18 protein-coding genes are annotated in these 17,073 nt (G+C 65.4%); 4 read left to right on the forward strand and 14 right to left on the reverse strand.

Annotated elements, in window-relative coordinates; genetic code table 11:
* Positions 1 to 119: 119 nt before the first annotated feature.
* From G6N43_RS21935 to G6N43_RS21945, 3 genes are all read right to left on the reverse strand, one after another.
* The gene (locus G6N43_RS21935; RefSeq protein WP_083150413.1) at positions 120 to 1,640 is read right to left on the reverse strand and encodes a flavin-containing monooxygenase; all 1,521 of its coding nucleotides are present in this window, start codon (positions 1,638 to 1,640) and stop codon (positions 120 to 122) included.
* A gap of 103 nt (positions 1,641 to 1,743) precedes the next feature.
* On the reverse strand, positions 1,744 to 2,490 hold the full coding sequence (locus tag G6N43_RS21940) for a hypothetical protein (protein ID WP_083150412.1): 747 nt from the start codon (positions 2,488 to 2,490) through the stop codon (positions 1,744 to 1,746).
* A 72-nt stretch (positions 2,491 to 2,562) separates the two neighbouring features.
* Positions 2,563 to 3,303 carry a TetR/AcrR family transcriptional regulator gene (locus G6N43_RS21945; protein WP_110810332.1) on the reverse strand — a complete coding sequence of 247 codons (741 nt, stop codon included), beginning with the start codon at positions 3,301 to 3,303 and terminating at the stop codon, positions 2,563 to 2,565.
* 150 nt (positions 3,304 to 3,453) lie between these two features.
* On the opposite strand from G6N43_RS21945, the gene G6N43_RS21950 reads away from it, so the two are divergent.
* A complete protein-coding gene (locus tag G6N43_RS21950) occupies positions 3,454 to 4,635 on the forward strand; it encodes an NAD(P)/FAD-dependent oxidoreductase (RefSeq protein WP_083150410.1) in 1,182 nt (393 codons plus the stop codon).
* A gap of 12 nt (positions 4,636 to 4,647) precedes the next feature.
* On the opposite strand, the gene G6N43_RS21955 is transcribed toward G6N43_RS21950, so the two are convergent.
* From G6N43_RS21955 to G6N43_RS22000, 10 genes are all read right to left on the reverse strand, one after another.
* Positions 4,648 to 4,989, reverse strand: a complete 342-nt coding sequence (locus G6N43_RS21955; RefSeq protein WP_083150451.1) for a cupin domain-containing protein — start codon at positions 4,987 to 4,989, stop codon at positions 4,648 to 4,650.
* A 25-nt stretch (positions 4,990 to 5,014) separates the two neighbouring features.
* The gene (locus G6N43_RS21960) at positions 5,015 to 5,689 is read right to left on the reverse strand and encodes a helix-turn-helix transcriptional regulator (protein WP_083150409.1); all 675 of its coding nucleotides are present in this window, start codon (positions 5,687 to 5,689) and stop codon (positions 5,015 to 5,017) included.
* 12 nt (positions 5,690 to 5,701) lie between these two features.
* The gene (locus tag G6N43_RS21965; protein ID WP_083150408.1) at positions 5,702 to 6,505 is read right to left on the reverse strand and encodes a class I SAM-dependent methyltransferase; all 804 of its coding nucleotides are present in this window, start codon (positions 6,503 to 6,505) and stop codon (positions 5,702 to 5,704) included.
* Positions 6,502 to 7,293 carry an ABC transporter permease gene (locus tag G6N43_RS21970; RefSeq protein ID WP_083150407.1) on the reverse strand — a complete coding sequence of 264 codons (792 nt, stop codon included), beginning with the start codon at positions 7,291 to 7,293 and terminating at the stop codon, positions 6,502 to 6,504. Before G6N43_RS21970 ends, G6N43_RS21965 begins: the two co-directional genes overlap by 4 nt.
* Positions 7,284 to 7,976, reverse strand: a complete 693-nt coding sequence (locus tag G6N43_RS21975; protein ID WP_083150406.1) for an ABC transporter ATP-binding protein — start codon at positions 7,974 to 7,976, stop codon at positions 7,284 to 7,286. The genes G6N43_RS21970 and G6N43_RS21975 overlap by 10 nt, the downstream gene beginning before the upstream one ends.
* 7 nt (positions 7,977 to 7,983) lie before the next feature.
* Complete coding sequence (locus G6N43_RS30735; protein WP_234810049.1) at positions 7,984 to 8,574, reverse strand: MTB12 C-terminal domain-containing protein; 591 nt, start codon at positions 8,572 to 8,574, stop codon at positions 7,984 to 7,986.
* A gap of 405 nt (positions 8,575 to 8,979) precedes the next feature.
* A complete protein-coding gene (gene nrdE, locus G6N43_RS21985) occupies positions 8,980 to 11,097 on the reverse strand; it encodes a class 1b ribonucleoside-diphosphate reductase subunit alpha (RefSeq protein WP_179968054.1) in 2,118 nt (705 codons plus the stop codon).
* A gap of 17 nt (positions 11,098 to 11,114) precedes the next feature.
* Positions 11,115 to 11,561, reverse strand: coding sequence for a class Ib ribonucleoside-diphosphate reductase assembly flavoprotein NrdI (gene nrdI, locus G6N43_RS21990; RefSeq protein WP_083150404.1), 447 nt, complete (start codon positions 11,559 to 11,561; stop codon positions 11,115 to 11,117).
* Between the two features lie 31 nt (positions 11,562 to 11,592).
* Complete coding sequence (locus G6N43_RS21995) at positions 11,593 to 11,841, reverse strand: redoxin NrdH (protein ID WP_083150403.1); 249 nt, start codon at positions 11,839 to 11,841, stop codon at positions 11,593 to 11,595.
* A 469-nt stretch (positions 11,842 to 12,310) separates the two neighbouring features.
* Entirely contained in the window at positions 12,311 to 12,853 is a 543-nt protein-coding gene (locus G6N43_RS22000) for an NADPH-dependent FMN reductase (RefSeq protein WP_083150402.1), read from the reverse strand.
* A gap of 90 nt (positions 12,854 to 12,943) precedes the next feature.
* On the opposite strand from G6N43_RS22000, the gene G6N43_RS22005 reads away from it, so the two are divergent.
* The 3 genes from G6N43_RS22005 (at position 12,944) to phoA (ending at position 16,206) form a co-directional block, all read left to right on the forward strand.
* A complete protein-coding gene (locus tag G6N43_RS22005) occupies positions 12,944 to 13,540 on the forward strand; it encodes a TetR/AcrR family transcriptional regulator (RefSeq protein WP_083150401.1) in 597 nt (198 codons plus the stop codon).
* Between the two features lie 5 nt (positions 13,541 to 13,545).
* Positions 13,546 to 14,598, forward strand: coding sequence for a DNA polymerase IV (locus tag G6N43_RS22010; protein ID WP_083150400.1), 1,053 nt, complete (start codon positions 13,546 to 13,548; stop codon positions 14,596 to 14,598).
* Between the two features lie 90 nt (positions 14,599 to 14,688).
* Positions 14,689 to 16,206 (forward strand): alkaline phosphatase, encoded by a 1,518-nt coding sequence (phoA, locus tag G6N43_RS22015; protein WP_083150399.1) that lies wholly within the window; start codon positions 14,689 to 14,691, stop codon positions 16,204 to 16,206.
* Between the two features lie 3 nt (positions 16,207 to 16,209).
* Here phoA and G6N43_RS22020 read toward each other — a convergent pair whose 3' ends face one another.
* Entirely contained in the window at positions 16,210 to 17,064 is an 855-nt protein-coding gene (locus G6N43_RS22020) for an SDR family oxidoreductase (protein ID WP_083150398.1), read from the reverse strand.
* Between the last annotated feature and the right edge of the window lie 9 nt (positions 17,065 to 17,073).

Raw genomic sequence — 17,073 nt, forward strand, 5'->3', positions numbered from 1 at the left:
CGTTTCACCTGGTCTTTGTTGGTGGAAGCTATAGGGCAGCTATAGCGCCTTCAACACTACAACTGGGGTCTGACGAACCGCCGCTATACGAGATGTTGTGTCTGGGCGTGTCGCGCAAACTAGGCCGCGACACGGCTGTCGGCCGTCAGAAACTCGTACTCCGACGGGTCGAATCTGCGCGTCGCGAGCCAGTACTGCCACGTCATCCCGCTCCACAGCGTGCGGTTGACACCGTGCTCGTCGAGGTACCAACTGCGGCAGCCGCCGGTGCTCCAGACCGTTCCGGCCAGCTCGTGTTGCAGCTCGGCGTTGTAGGCGTCCTGGGCGGCCCGGGTCGGCGCCAGCGCCTGGGCGCCCGACTTGTCGACGGCCGCGATCGCGTGGGCGACGTAGCGGATTTGCGACTCGATCATGAACACCACCGAGTTGTGTCCGAGCGCGGTGTTGGGGCCGAGTAGGAAGAACAGGTTGGGCATCCCGGCGACCGTGATACCGCGCAGTGCGGCGATGCCCTCGCGGTTCCACCGGTCGACGAGGTCCTCGCCGCCGGGGCCTTTGATGTCGACGTAGGTATAGGAGTCGGTGACGTGGAAACCGGTGGCGGCCACCACGACGTCGACCTCACGTTCGGTGCCGTCGCCCGCGACGATGCCGGTCTTGGTGAACCGTGCGATGCCGTCGGTGATGACTTCCGTCTTCGGGTTCGCGATGCCTTGGTAATAGGTGTCGGAGTTGAGGATGCGCTTGCAGCCGGCCCGGTAGTTCGGGGTCAGCTTCCTGCGTAGCTCCGGGTCCTTGATGGAGCGGCGAATGTTGGCCTTACCCATCAGTTCACCGATCTTGAGCAGCCGCGGCTGCTTGGTCATCGCGAAGCCGACGGCTTCGTGAATCCAATAGATCCCGGCCCGCATCGCCGCGCGGGTGCCTGGGACGTAGGTGAACATCTGCCGCATCCATCGCGGGATCGGATTGTTGGGCCGCGGCATCACCCAGGCCGGGGTGCGCTGGTAAAGCTGAAGCGCCGCAACGTCCTTCACGATCTCGGGCACGATCTGAATGGCGCTGGCCCCGGTGCCGATCACCGCGACGCGCTTGCCGGTCAGGTCGACGCTGTGGTCCCATTGCGCGGAGTGGAAGAGGGCGCCCTCGAAGTGGTCGAGCCCCTCGAAGTCCGGGATCAGCGGGATGTGCAGCCCGCCGGCGCCGGAGATCAGGAACTGCGCGACGAACTCGCGACCGTCCTTTGTGAAGGCGTGCCAACGCATTTCGTCGTCGTCCCAGTGCGCGCGGTCGACATGGGAGTTGAACTGGATGTAGCGCCGCAGCCCGTACTTGTTCGTGACGCCCTGCAGGTAGTCCTGGATTTCCGGCTGGAACGACCACATGTGCGTCCAGTCCGGCTTGGGCTCGAACGAGAACGAGTACATGTGCGACGGGATGTCGCACGCACACCCGGGATAGGTGTTGTCCCGCCACGTGCCGCCGATGTCGTCGGCCTTCTCCAGGATCACGAAGTCGACGTTCTGCTTCTGCAGCGCGATCGCCATTCCCAGACCGGAGAAGCCCGAGCCGATGATCAGCGCGCGCGTGTGCACGGGCTTGGCCGCCGCCGTCTCTGGCGTGTGCTCGGCAAGCGTCATATCGGGCCTTTCCTGGGAACGCCGGTACCGGGTATTTATGCCAGTCTCCGGACCGCGGGCCCAGGTGTCAACGTGACGCTTGCCGAGACGACGACGATGCAGCTTAGGCGTAGGAAAGGGCTGGCCTGCTGCTCAGATGCCGATCCGGGTCGAAGGTCTCGAAGTGACCCGATCCGACCATTCCGATTCCCCGCTGAGGCATCCGGAAGTCGCCGAGCCGGGCCTGCCGCAGCAGCGGCCCGCTCGGGCCTAGGTCGCGACCGTGCAGTACCGCGCTCGAGTCGGCGACGAACCACATCTGCTTCGGGGCCATCGAGTAGCACTGGCCGTTGGGCGCACGCCCGGTCAGCCGCACGTCGCCGACACCGAGCGTGCGCCGCGCGACCCAGCCCAGCCGCTTCAGCGCCGCGGGGTCGTTCCACGCCGACTCGGACAGCCGGCTACCGATCCTGTTCATCGTGCGGGTGGCCCGGGTGGACTCCAGCTCGACGGTCCACTGCAGCACCTCGGGAATCTCGATGACCACAGACCATGGCCCGGTCCAGGTGATACCGATGTCGCACTGGACCGCGTCGTTCGGAGTGGCCGAGCTGAAGTAGCGTGCACAACTCTGCTGTCCGGGCGTCGTCGCGTAGAACGTCCAGTTGCACGACGGATCGCGGTGCCACACGGAGACGTACGGCGGCGCGAAAGTCGTTGCGGGGAAATGGCGCATCGCCAGGTAGTGCCCGTTGGCGAACGGTAGGCCCATGATCCCGAAGCCGACGAATCGCTCGTCGTCACCGGAAGGCAGGGTCGGGTTGGCCAGCACGGCCGCAACAGTTTCTTGGGGGGTGTGTTGTTTTGTCATGCCCCGATGGTCGGGCCGGACACGACCTCAGCACCTGAGGCGCCTGCCTCAAAAACGAGGTGCCTCAAATGTTCAGGCGACGGGTTGCTGCCGCCGAACCGCGGTGTGGATCGGCTGGTCGGGGTCGATCTTGATGCCCAGCAGTTCGGCGGTGCCGTTGATGGCGCCCACCATGATCGTCGTCATGTGCGCGATGAACTTGTCCGTCGGCATCCGCCGCGGGCTGTCGTCGTCGACGCCCAGCCACCAGTCCGTCGCCGACGCCGCGGTGCCGAAGATCGCGAACGCCGCGAGCTCGAATGCCTCCGGCTCCGGAGCGAGTTCTTCGAGCTCGGTGCTGATCATGTCGGCGATGGCGAGGGTGATCTCACTGCCCTTGTTCACCGTCGTCATCGCAGCCGCCGACTGGTCGGCGAACCGGCCCTGCAGCAGGAATCGCACCACGTTCGGGTGTTGATTGACGAGCTCCACATAGTGCTCGACCCCGCGGCCGACGATCTGCCGCGCCGAATCGGTCTCGACGTTGATCGACGGGATGATCGCCGCCCACAACATGTCGCGCATCCGCTGACCGATTTCGGCGAACATGTCGGATTTGTCGGTGAAGTGTCGGTAGATCTTGGGCTTGGCGGTACCCGCCTCCTCGGCGATCTCACGCACGCTGACGTTGGGACCGAGGCGGTCGATCGCACGGAAGGCCGCGTCGACGATCTCCGCGCGGACCTTCTTGCGATGCTCGCGCCAGCGCTCACTACGGGCGTCGACCTTGACACCCGGTTCACCACTGGACCGTGGCCTGGACCCTCGTCGCACCCGATCACTGTACCGCCCAGATACCGCTGACCTGCTCAGACCGGCCCTGGTCAGGACGACTATCGCGGTGTCGGGCCATTTCTCTCGCAGAGATGGGTCGCGCCGACTTGGGTACTATTTCTACGACAACCGATCGACGAGACGAGATTCATGACGCAGCGATACGACCTGGTCATTGCAGGTGGCGGGCCTTCTGGCTCAGCAGCCGCGTGGCAGGCCGCGCAGACTGGCGCCAAGGTAGTGGTCCTGGACAAAGCGCAATTCCCGCGCGCCAAACCCTGCGGCGACGGGCTCACCGCGCGGGCGGTGAGCTACCTGCAGAAGATGGGCCTGGCCCACGAGGTCGCCACCTTCCACCGCGTCAACCGGGTGACCGTGTTCAGCCCGAGCCAGTGGGAGCTGTCGTTTCCCCGCCGCCCCGGGATGCCCGACCACGGCCACACCGTCAGCCGCGAGCACCTGGACACGCTGCTGCTGAAGCACGCGGAGTCGGCCGGCGCCGAGGTACGCCAGGGCACCGAGGTCACGGGCCCCGAGCTCGATCGCAGCGGCCGGGTGGTCGGCGTGAAGCTCAAGAACGGCGAGACGGTGTACGGCGATGCCGTCATCGCGGCCGACGGCGCCTACTCCCCGATCAAGCGTGCCCTGAAGATCGATTCGGAGTACAACGGTTACTCGGCGATCGCGATCCGTTCTGAGATGCACGCGAACCGGCCCGACTCCGACAGCCTGGACATCTATCTCAAGCTGGTGTTCGAGGGCGATCAGCTGCCCGGCTACGGCTGGGTGTTCCCGATGGGCGGCGGCCTATTCAATATCGGCCTGGGCTACGTCAACAGCTACAAGAACTGGCAGTCGATCAACGCCACGCAGTTCCTCGGGGAGTTCCTGCGCACGTTGCCCGCCGACTGGGAGCTGCCGCCGATCGAGGAGCTCAAGAAGAACAAGAGCGTGCGGGCGTGGAGGCTGCCCATGGGCTTCACCGCCTGGCCGCCGTGGCGACCGGGCGTGCTGTTCACCGGCGACTCGCTGGGTGCGGGTAGGCCGACGTCCGGCGCGGGCATCTCCAAGGCGTTGGAGTCGGGTCTCGCGGCGGGCGAATGCGCCATCGCGGCGCTGCAGAACGGCGGACCGGACAACTTCACCAATTACGCGCAGCGGATGGAAGCGGCGTGGGGCCGGGAGTACAAGCGCGGCCGCTACTTCCACAAGCTGCTGGGCTATCCGAAATTCGCGAATGCCGGGATCAAATTGATCGACAACGCCGCGTTCCGCGACCGTATGCTCAAGGCGCTGTACAAGAAAGCGCAGGGACCCGAGCACACGTACTGAGGTAACCGGCTGTCAGGAACGCGGGACGACCGTGAGCAGGAGGACCGAATCCTCCAGCGCCGCAACGTTGTGCCGTTCTTCCGGGATCACGAGATAGTCACCCGCTGCGGCCTCGATCGCTTGCGTGGTGCTGCCCAGGCGGATCCGACCGCGCAGCACCAATAGCGTTGCCTCGCCGGGGCTTTCGTGATCGTCGAGGCCGTGACCACTCGCCAGCGCCAGCACGGTCTGACGCAGCACGCGGCCACTTCCGCCGTAGATGCTCTTGGCAGAGCGACCCGCGGTCGCTGCCGCCGCAGCGGCGACCTGTTCGTCACCCAGTGTTGACAGCGACAGTGCCTCGACCGTGCTCACCGGACCTACCTCCACGATTCTTGGTTTATTTCTTAGGGCTGAGAATCAAACCGACTTCGCAGGAGCCGCCCCGCGGATCCGGTGTCACCGCAACGCGATACGACGCACCGATCGCGTCGGCGTTGAGGTCGACCACCTCTTGGATCAGGCCCTGCTGAATACCTCTGACGACCTCTGGTGCGGTCGCTGCGACTTCGGCGAGCGGGCATGTGCACAGCTGAACCGTCACTTCTCCGAACGAATTCAGCACCGAGCGCACCTGAAAGCCGAGTTCGGTCAGGGTCGCCACCACCAGGTCGGCGATCGACGTTTCCTCGCGCTTCCTGGCCAGATGCACCCGGTGGGCGAGGTCTGCGCCGATGCGTAGCGCCCGTTGTTCCCGTTCCTCGGCCGTCCCGCCGAGATGGGCGGCGAAGAGCGACACGATGTCGGCGTAGTCCAGCCTCGGCGCCAACTCGTAGGTCAGCCGGGGCCGCCCCGCGCGTGCGACCTTCGCCCCGCCGCCGCGACGGATGTAGCCCTGCTCCTCCAGCGTCGTCAGATGGAATCGAGCCGTGGTGATGTGTATCTGCAGTGAGTCGGCGACGTGCTGGGCATCGACTGGGCCGGACGCATTCTGCAACAGGCCGAGCACCTTCTGCCGTTGCTGACCGGCAGCCCGTTCCGGCGGCGAAGCGAGGTCGTGGCGCGGCACTGGCATTCCTCGAGTTTGTCACGCCGCCGGCACAACACCGACTGCCGAAACCGCCGTGAGCGAACGCCGGTACTTGTGGAAGGTCCGCCGCATGCCGATGACCCGTGCCCGCGCAGCGCCGCGGACGATGAGGTTTCCCACGATGCGCAGGGCTCCGAGCGGTCCTTCGTCGGCGAGCACACGTGCCGGGTTGAGCAGCGCCATCGGCGCGTAATCCACCCTGATGTCCACGAATCCGGCGTCGGAGAGCAACTGCACCCACTCGGCGGTCGTGAGTGGGCGCGCGTTGACCTTGATCGAGCGCGCGAGATCGCGCCGGATGTCGTCCTTGGTCTCCTGGGGTATCGAGTCGGGTTTCAGGCCCAGTTCATGGATCGCGTAGCGGCCGCCGGGGCGCAGGACACGGAACGCCTCGGCGATGATCGCGCGTTTGGCCTTGTCCCCCTGCATCGTCAGCATGGCTTCCCCGATGACGACGTCGGCGCTGTCGTCGGGGAGCCCGGTCACCGCGGCGTCGGCGACCACCACTTTGCCCTGTACCGGCGCGACGACCTGGCGCACGGCGTCGGTCGCCGCGGCGGTGTCGTCGACTCCGACGTACGACCGCGGTCGCAAGGCGACAATGTCGCGAGCCGTGCGGCCAAGGCCGGGTCCCAGTTCCACGACGTCAGATCCGCTGACGCCTGCGGCGGCAAGCATCCGGGACGTCAGCTCGAGGCCACCCGGTCGGAGCACCCGCTTACCCAAACGGGCCAGCAGCCAGTGTCCGGGTAGATCGGCGTCGGACCGCTCAGCGAGCGGAAGAGCTTCTCTGCCTGTCATTTTCGAATCATCCTTTCGGCTGCGGCGACCATGAATATCACACTGAACAGTGCGCACGTGTAGAGCAGTGCGGTGTCTTTGCCCCACGGCGGGATGAGTACGGTGTCCTGTCCCGTCGCATACACCGCGTTGAGCAGGGGCATGAATCGTTGCAGCGACGCCCCGCTGGGCAGGTATCCGGCGGCGGACTCAACGACGTACGCCCACAGCAGGATTGCGCCGACGGCGCCGAGCGGCGACCGGATGATCGCGCCGACGCCCACACCGGCACCGGCTGCGAAGAACGCGAGCACGACCACCGTCCAGAGCAGACGCCGCGCGACCGGATCGGTCACCGACACCGGCCCGTACACCAGCGGCGAGACGACCGGCAGCAGCGCGAGCACGAGGACCAGCGTGACGGCGGCGACCACCGCACCCACGGCGCCGTAGAACACCCACCGCCCGACGAGCACCGCCCACGGCCGCGGCATCGCGATGCGGACGTACTCCCTCGCGCGATAGCGACTTTCGGAGGCCTGCCCGTCCGCAGCGGCGACGGCGACCAGCACCACCGTGATCGTGATGACCCAGTAGGCGGCGTTCGAGGTCGACACCTGCAGCACCGAGAGTTGTCCCGGGATGCGCGCGAACGCCTCGGCCACCGCGGCGATCCCGAACGTGATGACCATCGGAATCACCGCGGCGGCGGGCACGATGACCGTCCACAGCCTGCTGCGCCCGCCGGTACGGATCTGTTCAGCGCGCAGGCTGCGCACGGCCAATGCGCCCGCGGTGCTCACGCGCATTCCAACAACGTGGTCTCGAGCCATTCGCGGGTGTCCTCACCCACGGGGGCCAACTGCTCCAACGGACCGACGGTTTCCAACTTTCCGTTGACCAGCAACGCGATTCGATCGGCAGTCAGCGTCACCTCGCCGAGTAGATGAGTGGCGATCACCACCGTGGCGCCGTCGGCGGCGAGCCGGCGCAGAAGTGCCCGGAACCAGACGATGCCCGGCACGTCGAGGCCGTTGAGCGGTTCGTCGAACAGTAGCGCTCGCGGCTCACCCAACAGCGCCCCGGCGATGGCCAACCGCTGCCGCGCGCCCAATGACAGCCGGCCGATGCGCACGGACCGCTGTTCGAGCAGTCCGGCCTCGTCGAGCACGGCGTCGACGCGCGCCTGAGGAATCCCGGCGAGCGCGGCCAGCCAGGACAGGTGCCTGCGCACGGTATGCCCAGGATTCATGGCGTCGGGGCCGAGGTGGACACCGAGCAGTCGCGGGTCGCTCGACCGGCGCTGACCACACACGGTCACGGTGCCGCCGTCGGGGTGGTCGAGGCCCGCGATCAGACGCAGCAGGGTGGTCTTCCCCGCACCGTTGAGGCCCAGCAGGGCGGTGACGGAGCCCGCCGGGAACTCGGCAGTCACGTTGTCGACGGCACGATGGCGGCCGAATGACTTTGTCAGCTCGGTAGTTTCGATCACGACGCAATCACTGGAAGTTGCACGGGATGGGCAGCCCGAGGGTCTTGATGCCATTGCACAGCGACTTGCTCGCCACCTTCCATCGGCCGTCGATGCGCCGCCACTCGGCGGGGATTTGGATGGTGGGAGCGCCCTGCCTGCTGGCGTTGATGATGGCGGTGTGGCGATCGGGTTCGTGCGTCTCGGGACCGGTCACCAGGCTCGAACCGCGCGGCGGACGGAAGAACCCGATGCGGTAGACCATCTTCGGGGCGATGACGGCGCGATTGCCGCCCTCCAACTGCGCGGCCTTGACCGCATCGGGCGCCGGGGTGCCGACGAGCAGCCGGATCTGTGCATCGAGCTCGGCGAGCGAGGGCACCTCCGACGTGATCGCGAAATTCTCAATCGTGGCAGGGTCGAGTGGCCCGCCGTAGTTGGTCTGCACACTGGGTTCGGACTCGGCCTGCGCGGCTGGCTCGACCGGGACGCCGGGTTCGGCCTGCACGCCAGGATCTGCCGGCACGCCGGGTTCGGCGTACGCGGGCGGGGTGACACCGATCAGTGCCGTGGCGGCGCCGACCACCATTCCCGCTGCGAATGCCCTGCGCATCGACATCAACCGGCTCCTATTTAGAGGAAATGTTTCCGGTTAATGTAGAGCCGCAACACAGATGAGGCAAGGCTTACCTTTGGTGATGTGGCTAACGCTCAGGTGGGAGCCGCTCGGACGCGCCTAGGTTGCCAACTCAGGCACAGACTGACCCGGGGCGCCGCGGTGTCGGAGTATCCGCGCGCCTAAGCGAACTCGGCCTTGCCGGCCGGGTCGCTACTTCTTCTTGTTGCCGCCCGGCTGGGCGGCAGGAGCAGGCTTGGCCTTGGTGGTCGGCTCGAACTTGCCGCCCTTCTTCGGGTCATAGCTCTGCTTTTGGTCAGCCATGAACCGAGTCTAGGAGTGCACCGAGTCCGAGTCGATGGGCCTGAGCCATTGCGCATGGCCCCCGCCCACCGCCACCGCGTGGGCCTACAGCATGCAAGACACGCAGCCCTCGACCTCGGTTCCCTCCAGAGCCATTTGACGCAAGCGGATGTAGTACAGCGTCTTGATTCCCTTGCGCCACGCGTAGATCTGCGCCTTGTTGACGTCGCGAGTGGTCGCGGTGTCCTTGAAGAACAGCGTCAGGCTCAGCCCCTGGTCCACGTGCTGGGTGGCCGCGGCGTAGGTGTCGATGACCTTTTCATAGCCGATCTCATAGGCGTCCTGGAAGTACTCCAGGTTGTCGTTGGTCATGTACGGCGCCGGGTAGTAGACGCGGCCGATCTTGCCTTCCTTGCGGATCTCGACCTTCGACGCGATCGGGTGGATCGAACTCGTCGAATGGTTGATGTAGCTGATCGACCCCGTCGGCGGCACCGCCTGAAGATTCTGGTTGTAGATGCCGTGTTGCTGCACCGACTCCTTCAGCCGCACCCAATCCTCTTGTGTCGGAATGCGAATGTCGGCCTTGGCGAACAGTTCCTTGACCCGGTCGGTCTTGGGCTCCCAGACCTGCTCGGTGTACTTGTCGAAGAACTCGCCGGAGGCGTACTTGGACTTCTCGAAGCCACCGAACGCATTACCGCGCTCGATCGCGATCTTGTTCGACGCGCGCAGCGCGTGGTACAGCACGCAGTAGAAGTAGATGTTCGTGAAGTCGATGCCCTCTTCGGAGCCGTAGAAGATCCGCTCGCGCGCCAGGTAGCCGTGCAGGTTCATCTGGCCGAGGCCGATCGCATGAGAGTCGTTGTTGCCCTGCTCAATTGACGGCACCGACGTGATGTGCGTCTGATCGCTGACCGCCGTGAGCGCGCGGATGGCCACCTCGATGGTCTGTGCGAAGTCCGGCGAATCCATCGCCTTGGCGATGTTCAGCGAGCCCAGGTTGCAGGAGATGTCCTTGCCGATCTTCTTGTAGGACAGATCGTCGTTGAACTCCGACGGTGTCGACACCTGCAGGATCTCCGAGCACAGATTCGAGTGCGTGATCTTCCCCGCGATCGGGTTGGCACGGTTCACCGTGTCCTCGAACATGATGTAGGGGTAACCGGACTCGAACTGCAGCTCGGCCAGCGTCTGGAAGAACTCGCGCGCCTTGATCTTCGTCTTGCGGATCCGCGCATCGTCGACCATCTCGTAGTACTTCTCGGTGACCGAGATGTCGGCGAACGGAACGCCGTACACGCGCTCGACGTCGTATGGCGAGAACAGGTACATGTCCTCGTTCTTCTTCGCCAGCTCGAACGTGATGTCCGGGATCACGACACCCAGCGACAGGGTCTTGATACGGATCTTCTCGTCGGCGTTCTCCCGCTTGGTGTCCAGGAAGCGGTAGATGTCGGGGTGGTGGGCGTGCAGGTACACCGCACCCGCACCCTGCCGGGCACCGAGCTGGTTGGCATAGGAGAACGAGTCCTCCAGCAGCTTCATGATGGGAATGACACCCGAGCTCTGGTTCTCGATGTTCTTGATCGGTGCGCCGTGCTCGCGAATGTTGGTCAGCAGCAAGGCAACCCCGCCGCCGCGCTTGGACAGCTGCAGCGCCGAGTTGATCGAACGCCCGATGGACTCCATGTTGTCCTCGATGCGCAGCAGGAAGCAGGAGACGGGCTCGCCGCGCTGCTTCTTGCCCGAGTTGAGGAACGTCGGGGTCGCTGGCTGGAACCGGCCGTCGATGATCTCGTCGACCAGCTTCTCGGCCAGCGCGGTGTCACCTGCGGCCAGCGTCAGCGCGACCATCACGACGCGGTCCTCGAAGCGCTCCAGGTAGCGCTTGCCGTCGAAGGTCTTCAGCGTGTAGCTGGTGTAGTACTTGAACGCGCCGACGAACGTCGGGAACCGAAACTTCTTGGCGTAGGCGCGATCGATCAGCGACTTGACGAAGTTACGCGAGTACTGGTCGAGCACCTCGCGCTCGTAGTACTCGTTCTGGATCAGGTAGTCGAGCTTCTCGTCGTAGTTGTGGAAGAAGACCGTGTTCTGGTTCACATGTTGCAGAAAGTACTGATGAGCCGCCTCGCGGTCTTTGTCGAACTGAATCTTGCCCTCGGCGTCGTACAGATTCAGCATCGCGTTGAGCGCGTGGTAGTCGGTCTCCCCCGGCAGCGCGTGCGCGCTGGCGGCTACAGGCTCTGCAGCTGTGACGGTTGGTGACACGTCTGGTCCTTCCAGAAGTCGTTGAGGCCGGCCCGGACGGCGAGGACGTCGTCGGTCGTGCCCATCAGTTCGAAGCGGTAGAGGAACGGGACGCCGCACTTACGCGAGACGACGACTCCCGCGTAGCCGAACTCGGCGCCGAAGTTGGTGTTGCCCGCGGCGATGACGCCGCGGATCAACGACCGATTGTGTTCGTTGTTGAGGAAGGCGATCACCTGCTTGGGGACATAGCCCCCGCGGTCGGGATCGGGTCCGTTGGCGTGCCCACCGCCGTAGGTGGGCAGCACCAGCACGTACGGCTCGTCGACCTCGATGCGACCGTGCAGCGGGATCCGGGTAGCGGGCAGACCCAGCTTCTCGACGAAGCGGTGGGTGTTTTCCGACACGCTGGAGAAATAGACGAGATTGCTCATCGTTTTCTCCTCTCTGCTGTCTGGATACCCCTTAGGCCGTGACCGCGACCGCGCCGAGCGCCTTGATGCGGTCGGGACGGAAGCCGGACCAGTGTTCGTTGCCTGCCACTACAACCGGAGCCTGCAGGTAGCCGAGCGCCATGACGTAGTCACGTGCCTCGGAGTCCAGGCTGATGTCGACCTTCTCGTAGGCGATGCCCTGCTTGTCCAGCGCCTTGTAGGTGGCGTTGCACTGCACGCATGCCGGCTTGGTGTACACGGTGACCGGTGTGTGACTCATCTTCGGTACGGCTCCTCTGCGACCTGAGACTGGCAACTGATTCATTTACTGCTTGTCGCTGAAATTCAGCGGCCCGGAGGCCCTCAAAATTCCTGCCGCCCGGAGCCGTCGTCCGCGGGGTCGAGGGCACGACTCCGGTGGATTTCAGGACTCCGGCCGACCCTTTGAAGCTTGGAAACCGTGGGGGTCTGTCGGTGTTCGAAACACTACACCTAGTGTCCGACATTGCGAAGGGATACCAGATGTTCTGAATAACATTTTTGAAATTCCCTGGTCGTGAGTATCGGACACCTCGACTATCCGGCGTGTCGCACATCACAGGCTGTGCGTGTCGCACGTCAGGGCTAGGTCTACCACCGGCCACCGACAGGCAGCCTGGCCCCAACCGTCACAGTGACATAACAGCAAAGCCTCTCGAGGGTCACGGAACCCCGGAGGCGTCGCTGTGCGGAATCTCCTCGAGCCGACCTCAGCCGACTTCGGCAGCCAGCTTGCCCACGATGTCGCGCAGCTGCCCGGCGACCTCGGCGTTCTCGCGCGGGTGCTTACCGTCGAACACCGTCGTACGCACCGACAGGCTCAGGTCCTCGACCACGCGCGGTCCCGCGATGCCGAACGACTTGCGGGTCTCGTCGTGGGCCCACACTCCGCCGTACTGACCGAGCGCGGCGCCGACCACCGCAAGCGGCTTATCCTTCAGCGCGCCGCTGCCGTAGGGCCGCGACAGCCAGTCGATCGCGTTCTTCAGCACGCCCGGGATGCTGCCGTTGTATTCGGGGGTGATCACCAGGGTCGCGTCGGCAGCGGCGGCGGCTTGCCGCAGGGCCACGACCGGTTCGCCGACGTCGTCGGTGTCGATGTCCTCGTTGTAGAACGGCAGCTCGCCCAGTCGGTCGAACCACTCGAGCCGTACCCCGTCGGGAGCGGTCTCGACGGCAAGCTCGGCGAGCTGACGGTTGATCGACGCACTACGCAGGCTGCCGACCAGCACCAGCACCTTGACGTCCGACATCTGTGTATCCCTTTCGTTGGTCCGATCCATCCTCGCACTGTGTAACCGGACCCCGGTCCGAATTCATCCCGGCTGAATTAAAGTGGTGACATGCCTCCGCACGCGCTACCGATCTCGGATGAAGCGCCACAGGAGCGGGGCGACGCGGCACGCAACCGAACATTACTGCTGGAGGCCGCGCGCCGCCTGATCGCCGAACGCGGCGCCGACTCCGTCACCACCGACGACATCGCCGCGGCCGCGGGTGTCGGCAAGGGCACGCTGTTCCGCCGGTTCGGCAGCCGGGCGGGGCTGATGATCGTGCTGCTCGACGAGGACGAGAAGGTGCAACAACAGGCCTTCCTCTTCGGCCCTCCGCCGCTGGGACCCGGCGCGCCACCACTGGACCGCCTGATCGCCTACGGCCACGCCCGACTGGAATTCGTCAGGGCACACCGAGCGCTGCTGTCGGATGCCAACCGCGACCCGCAGATGCGGTTCAACGCGCCTGCCACCCTGCACCAGCGCCACGTCACCGTGCTGCTGGAGGAAGCGGGCACCACCGGCGATCTCGACGCCCAGGCCACCGCCTTGCTCGCGCTTCTCGATCCCGACTACGTGCATCACCAACTCACCGAACGCGGCCAGACGCTGGAATCCCTTGGCGAAGCCTGGGACACCCTGGCGCGCAAGCTCTGCGGCACTTGAGCGCGATGAACGTTCGGTGGGTGCTGCACGTCGACCTCGATCAGTTCCAGGCTGCCGTCGAGGCGCGGCGCAACCCCGATCTCGCCAGCCTGCCGATCATCGTGGGCGGCAACGGCGATCCGGCCGAGCCCCGAAAGGTCGTCACCTGTGCGTCGTATCCGGCACGGGCGTTCGGCGTGCACGCGGGGATGCCGCTGCGCGCCGCGGCGCGCAAGTGTCCCGATGCGGTGTTCCTGCCGTTGGACACCGACGCCTACGACGAGGCCTCCGAAGAGGTGATGGGCCTGTTGCGCGACTTCGGTCATCCGGTGGAGGTGTGGGGCTGGGATGAGGCGTATGTCGGTGTTCCGCAGGGCGATTCGGTCGACCCGTTCCAACTGGCCGAACAGATCCGTGAGGTGGTGGCCGCGGAGACGGGCTTGTCCTGCTCGGTCGGTATCAGCGACAACAAGCAGCGGGCCAAGGTGGCGACCGGTTTCGGTAAGCCGGCGGGCATCTTCGCCCTCACCGAGGACAACTGGATGACGGTCATGGGTGACCGCGACGTCGACGCACTGTGGGGTGTCGGCCCGAAGACGGCCAAAAAGCTTGCAGGCATGGGCATCACGACGGTGGCCGATCTTGCCTCCACCGACGCGCAACTACTGACGTCGACGTTCGGCCCGACCACCGGTCTGTGGATCCTGCTGCTGGCCAAAGGCGGCGGCGACACGAACGTCAGCGCCGAACCGTGGGTGCCGCGCTCACGCAGCCACGTCGCCACGTTCCCCCGCGACCTGACCGACCACGCCGAAATCGACTCGGCCGTGGTCGAACTCGCTAAACAGACACTCGCCGAGATCGCCGACCAGGGCCGCGTCGCCACCCGGGTGGCGGTGACCGTCCGCACCAAGACGTTCTTCACCCGCACCAAGATCCGTAAGCTGCCGTCGCCGGGTAATGACCAGCCGGCGATCGTCGCCACCGCGCTGGATCTGCTGCACCAGTTCGAACTCGACCGCCCTGTCCGGCTGCTCGGTGTGCGGCTGGAGCTGGCACCGCCTGAAGGCGGCTACTGAGTCGCACTCACAGTTCGCGCGCAGGACAAGCGGCGTTCACCTACGTCCCGTTCAATGCGCACGGCTCATCCCGTGACTGAGGAGATAAATATGTCGGTTAAGTCGGCGTACAAGGTGGTCGGCGTCGTCAGCACGGCCGCAGTACTGGTGCTCGCCGGGTGCGGCAGCGACGACAGGACCGAATCGAACGGCAGCCTGCTCGACCGTCCGACTAAGGGCGAACTGAGCACCAACGGCGGCGCCGCCCGCCTCGACGGCGATCAGACCGGCGCGGTCCGCGAAGCCATCAACGGCTCCGGCGCGCGAAACATCATCCTGCTGATCGGCGACGGCATGGGTGACTCCGAGATCACCATCGCGCGTAACTACGAGAAGGGTGCGGGCGGCTTTTTCGAGGGCATCGACGCACTCCCCCTCACCGGGTCGTACACCACCTACGCGCTCCGCAAGGATGGCAAGCCGGACTACGTGACCGACTCGGCGGCCAGCGCCACGGGCTGGTCCACCGGCACCAAGACCTACAACGGCGCGCTGGGCATCAACATCAAGGGCGAGGCGCAGAAGACGATCCTCGAACTCGCCAAGGACCAGGGCTTCGCCACCGGCGACGTCACCACCTCCGAAATCCAGGATGCGACTCCGGCGGCGTTGTTCTCCCACATCAGCGAACGAGACTGCTACGGCCCCGAAGAAATGGCCGAGGACTGCGTTGACGAGACTCTGGAGAAGGGCGGCAAGGGTTCTGTCACCGAACAGCTGCTGGCCACCCGGCCCGACGTCACGATGGGCGGAGGAGCCGAGACGTTCGCGCAGACAGCGACCGGCGGTGAGTATGCAAGTAAGACGCTCGAGGTACAGGCCAAGGAGCGGGGCTTCCAAATCGTGCGCACCGCAGGCGAACTCGCGAGCGTGAGCAAGGCCGACCAAGATGCTCCGCTACTCGCGTTGTTCGCCGACGGCAACATGCCGGTGACCTTGGCGGGTCCACCCGCCGTTCGCCACGGATATCTGCAGCCGACCGTCAAGTGCGGCGACAATCCGGAACACGGTTCGGACGTACCGAAACTGGCCGAGATGACGACGAAGGCGATCGAACTGCTCAAGAGCAGCAAGAGCGGTGCCGACAAGGGCTTCTTCCTTCAGGTCGAGAGCGCGTCGATCGACAAGCGCGACCACGCCGCGGATCCGTGCGGCCAGATCGGCGAGACCCTCGCGTTCGACGAAGCAATCAAGGCAGCACTCGACTTCGCCAAGCAGGACGGCAACACGCTGGTGATCGTGACCGCCGATCACGGGCATACCAGCCAGATCGTCGAGCCGCTCAGCGAGGACGACCTCAGGGGCATCGCTGAGGACGTCAAGCAGCCCATCGAGCGGGTGCGCGACATCATGTACCCCGGTCTCACCATCAAGCTGACGACCGCTGACGACGCCGAAATGACCCTCAGCTACGGCACTTCCGCCGATGTCGGTGTCGAAGACGAGACCCACACCGGTACACAGGTGCGGATCGCGGCCTACGGTCCGCGCGCGGCCAACGTCGTCGGCCTCACCGATCAGACGGATCTGTTCTTCACGATGACCGGTGCACTGGGCATCAAGCCGTAGCCGTCAGCCGGACTTGGACGGCCGCAACGCGCGCGTGAAGATGACGTTGACCTGACGCATCGCCACGCTGTAGGGCCACCACATGGTCCGCTTGAAGAGGTAGAGCGCTCGGATGTCGGGTGAGGTGTAGATCAGGAACCTGTTGCGACGCACGCCTTTCAAGATGCGTTCGGCGGCATGTTCGGGCGACACCGCGTGCCCGCCGAATCGGTTCGTCCACTTCTGCACCCGAGGATCCTCACGGTCCACACCCGCGATCTGCACCGTCTGCACCAGCGGCGTCTTCACCGCCCCCGGCACCACGACCGACACCCCGACGCGGTGTCGCGCCAGATCGAACCGCAACACCTCGGAAAGACCGCGCAGCCCGTACTTGCTCGCGCTGTAGGCGGCGTGCCACGGGAATGCCACGAGACCTGCGGCCGAGGACACGTTGACCAGGTGCCCGCCGTTGCGCGCAGCGACCATGGGCGGCACGAACGACTCAATGATGTGGATCGGGCCCATCAGATTGATGTCGATCATCGACTTCCAATGCTGGTGTGTGAGAGTCGAGACGGTGCCCCATGCCGAGACGCCCGCGATGTTCATCACGACGTCCATCGCCGGATACTCGGCGTGAATGTCGGTGGCGAACGCGGTGACGGCGTCGTAGTCGGAGATGTCGAAGGCGCGGTGCACGCGGACGACACCACCCAGCGCGCGGGCGTCGGCAACGGTCGTCTCCAGACCGTCGGCGTCGCGGTCGGTGAGAAACAGCTCGGCGCCTTCGGCGGCGAGCTTCAACGCGGTCGCGCGGCCGATACCGCTGGCGGCTCCGGTGAGAAGACAACGCTTGCCTGCGAAATCGCCCGCCATTTGGCCGAG

Origin of the sequence: Mycolicibacterium moriokaense, from assembly GCF_010726085.1 — a bacterium.
Taxonomy (GTDB): Bacteria; Actinomycetota; Actinomycetes; order Mycobacteriales; family Mycobacteriaceae; genus Mycobacterium; species Mycobacterium moriokaense.

What these genes read in the sequence shown, in the direction of transcription:
- G6N43_RS21935 (WP_083150413.1), bottom strand. Translation starts at nt 1,640, where the DNA reads ATGACGCTTGCCGAGCACACGCCAGAGACGGCGGCGGCCAAGCCCGTG.
- G6N43_RS21940 (WP_083150412.1), bottom strand. Translation starts at nt 2,490, where the DNA reads ATGACAAAACAACACACCCCCCAAGAAACTGTTGCGGCCGTGCTGGCC.
- G6N43_RS21950 (WP_083150410.1), top strand. Translation starts at nt 3,454, where the DNA reads ATGACGCAGCGATACGACCTGGTCATTGCAGGTGGCGGGCCTTCTGGC.
- G6N43_RS21960 (WP_083150409.1), bottom strand. Translation starts at nt 5,689, where the DNA reads ATGCCAGTGCCGCGCCACGACCTCGCTTCGCCGCCGGAACGGGCTGCC.
- G6N43_RS21965 (WP_083150408.1), bottom strand. Translation starts at nt 6,505, where the DNA reads ATGACAGGCAGAGAAGCTCTTCCGCTCGCTGAGCGGTCCGACGCCGAT.
- G6N43_RS21970 (WP_083150407.1), bottom strand. Translation starts at nt 7,293, where the DNA reads ATGCGCGTGAGCACCGCGGGCGCATTGGCCGTGCGCAGCCTGCGCGCT.
- G6N43_RS30735 (WP_234810049.1), bottom strand. Translation starts at nt 8,574, where the DNA reads ATGTCGATGCGCAGGGCATTCGCAGCGGGAATGGTGGTCGGCGCCGCC.
- nrdI (WP_083150404.1), bottom strand. Translation starts at nt 11,561, where the DNA reads ATGAGCAATCTCGTCTATTTCTCCAGCGTGTCGGAAAACACCCACCGC.
- G6N43_RS21995 (WP_083150403.1), bottom strand. Translation starts at nt 11,841, where the DNA reads ATGAGTCACACACCGGTCACCGTGTACACCAAGCCGGCATGCGTGCAG.
- G6N43_RS22000 (WP_083150402.1), bottom strand. Translation starts at nt 12,853, where the DNA reads ATGTCGGACGTCAAGGTGCTGGTGCTGGTCGGCAGCCTGCGTAGTGCG.
- G6N43_RS22005 (WP_083150401.1), top strand. Translation starts at nt 12,944, where the DNA reads ATGCCTCCGCACGCGCTACCGATCTCGGATGAAGCGCCACAGGAGCGG.
- G6N43_RS22010 (WP_083150400.1), top strand. Translation starts at nt 13,546, where the DNA reads ATGAACGTTCGGTGGGTGCTGCACGTCGACCTCGATCAGTTCCAGGCT.
- phoA (WP_083150399.1), top strand. Translation starts at nt 14,689, where the DNA reads ATGTCGGTTAAGTCGGCGTACAAGGTGGTCGGCGTCGTCAGCACGGCC.
- G6N43_RS22020 (WP_083150398.1), bottom strand. Translation starts at nt 17,064, where the DNA reads ATGGCGGGCGATTTCGCAGGCAAGCGTTGTCTTCTCACCGGAGCCGCC.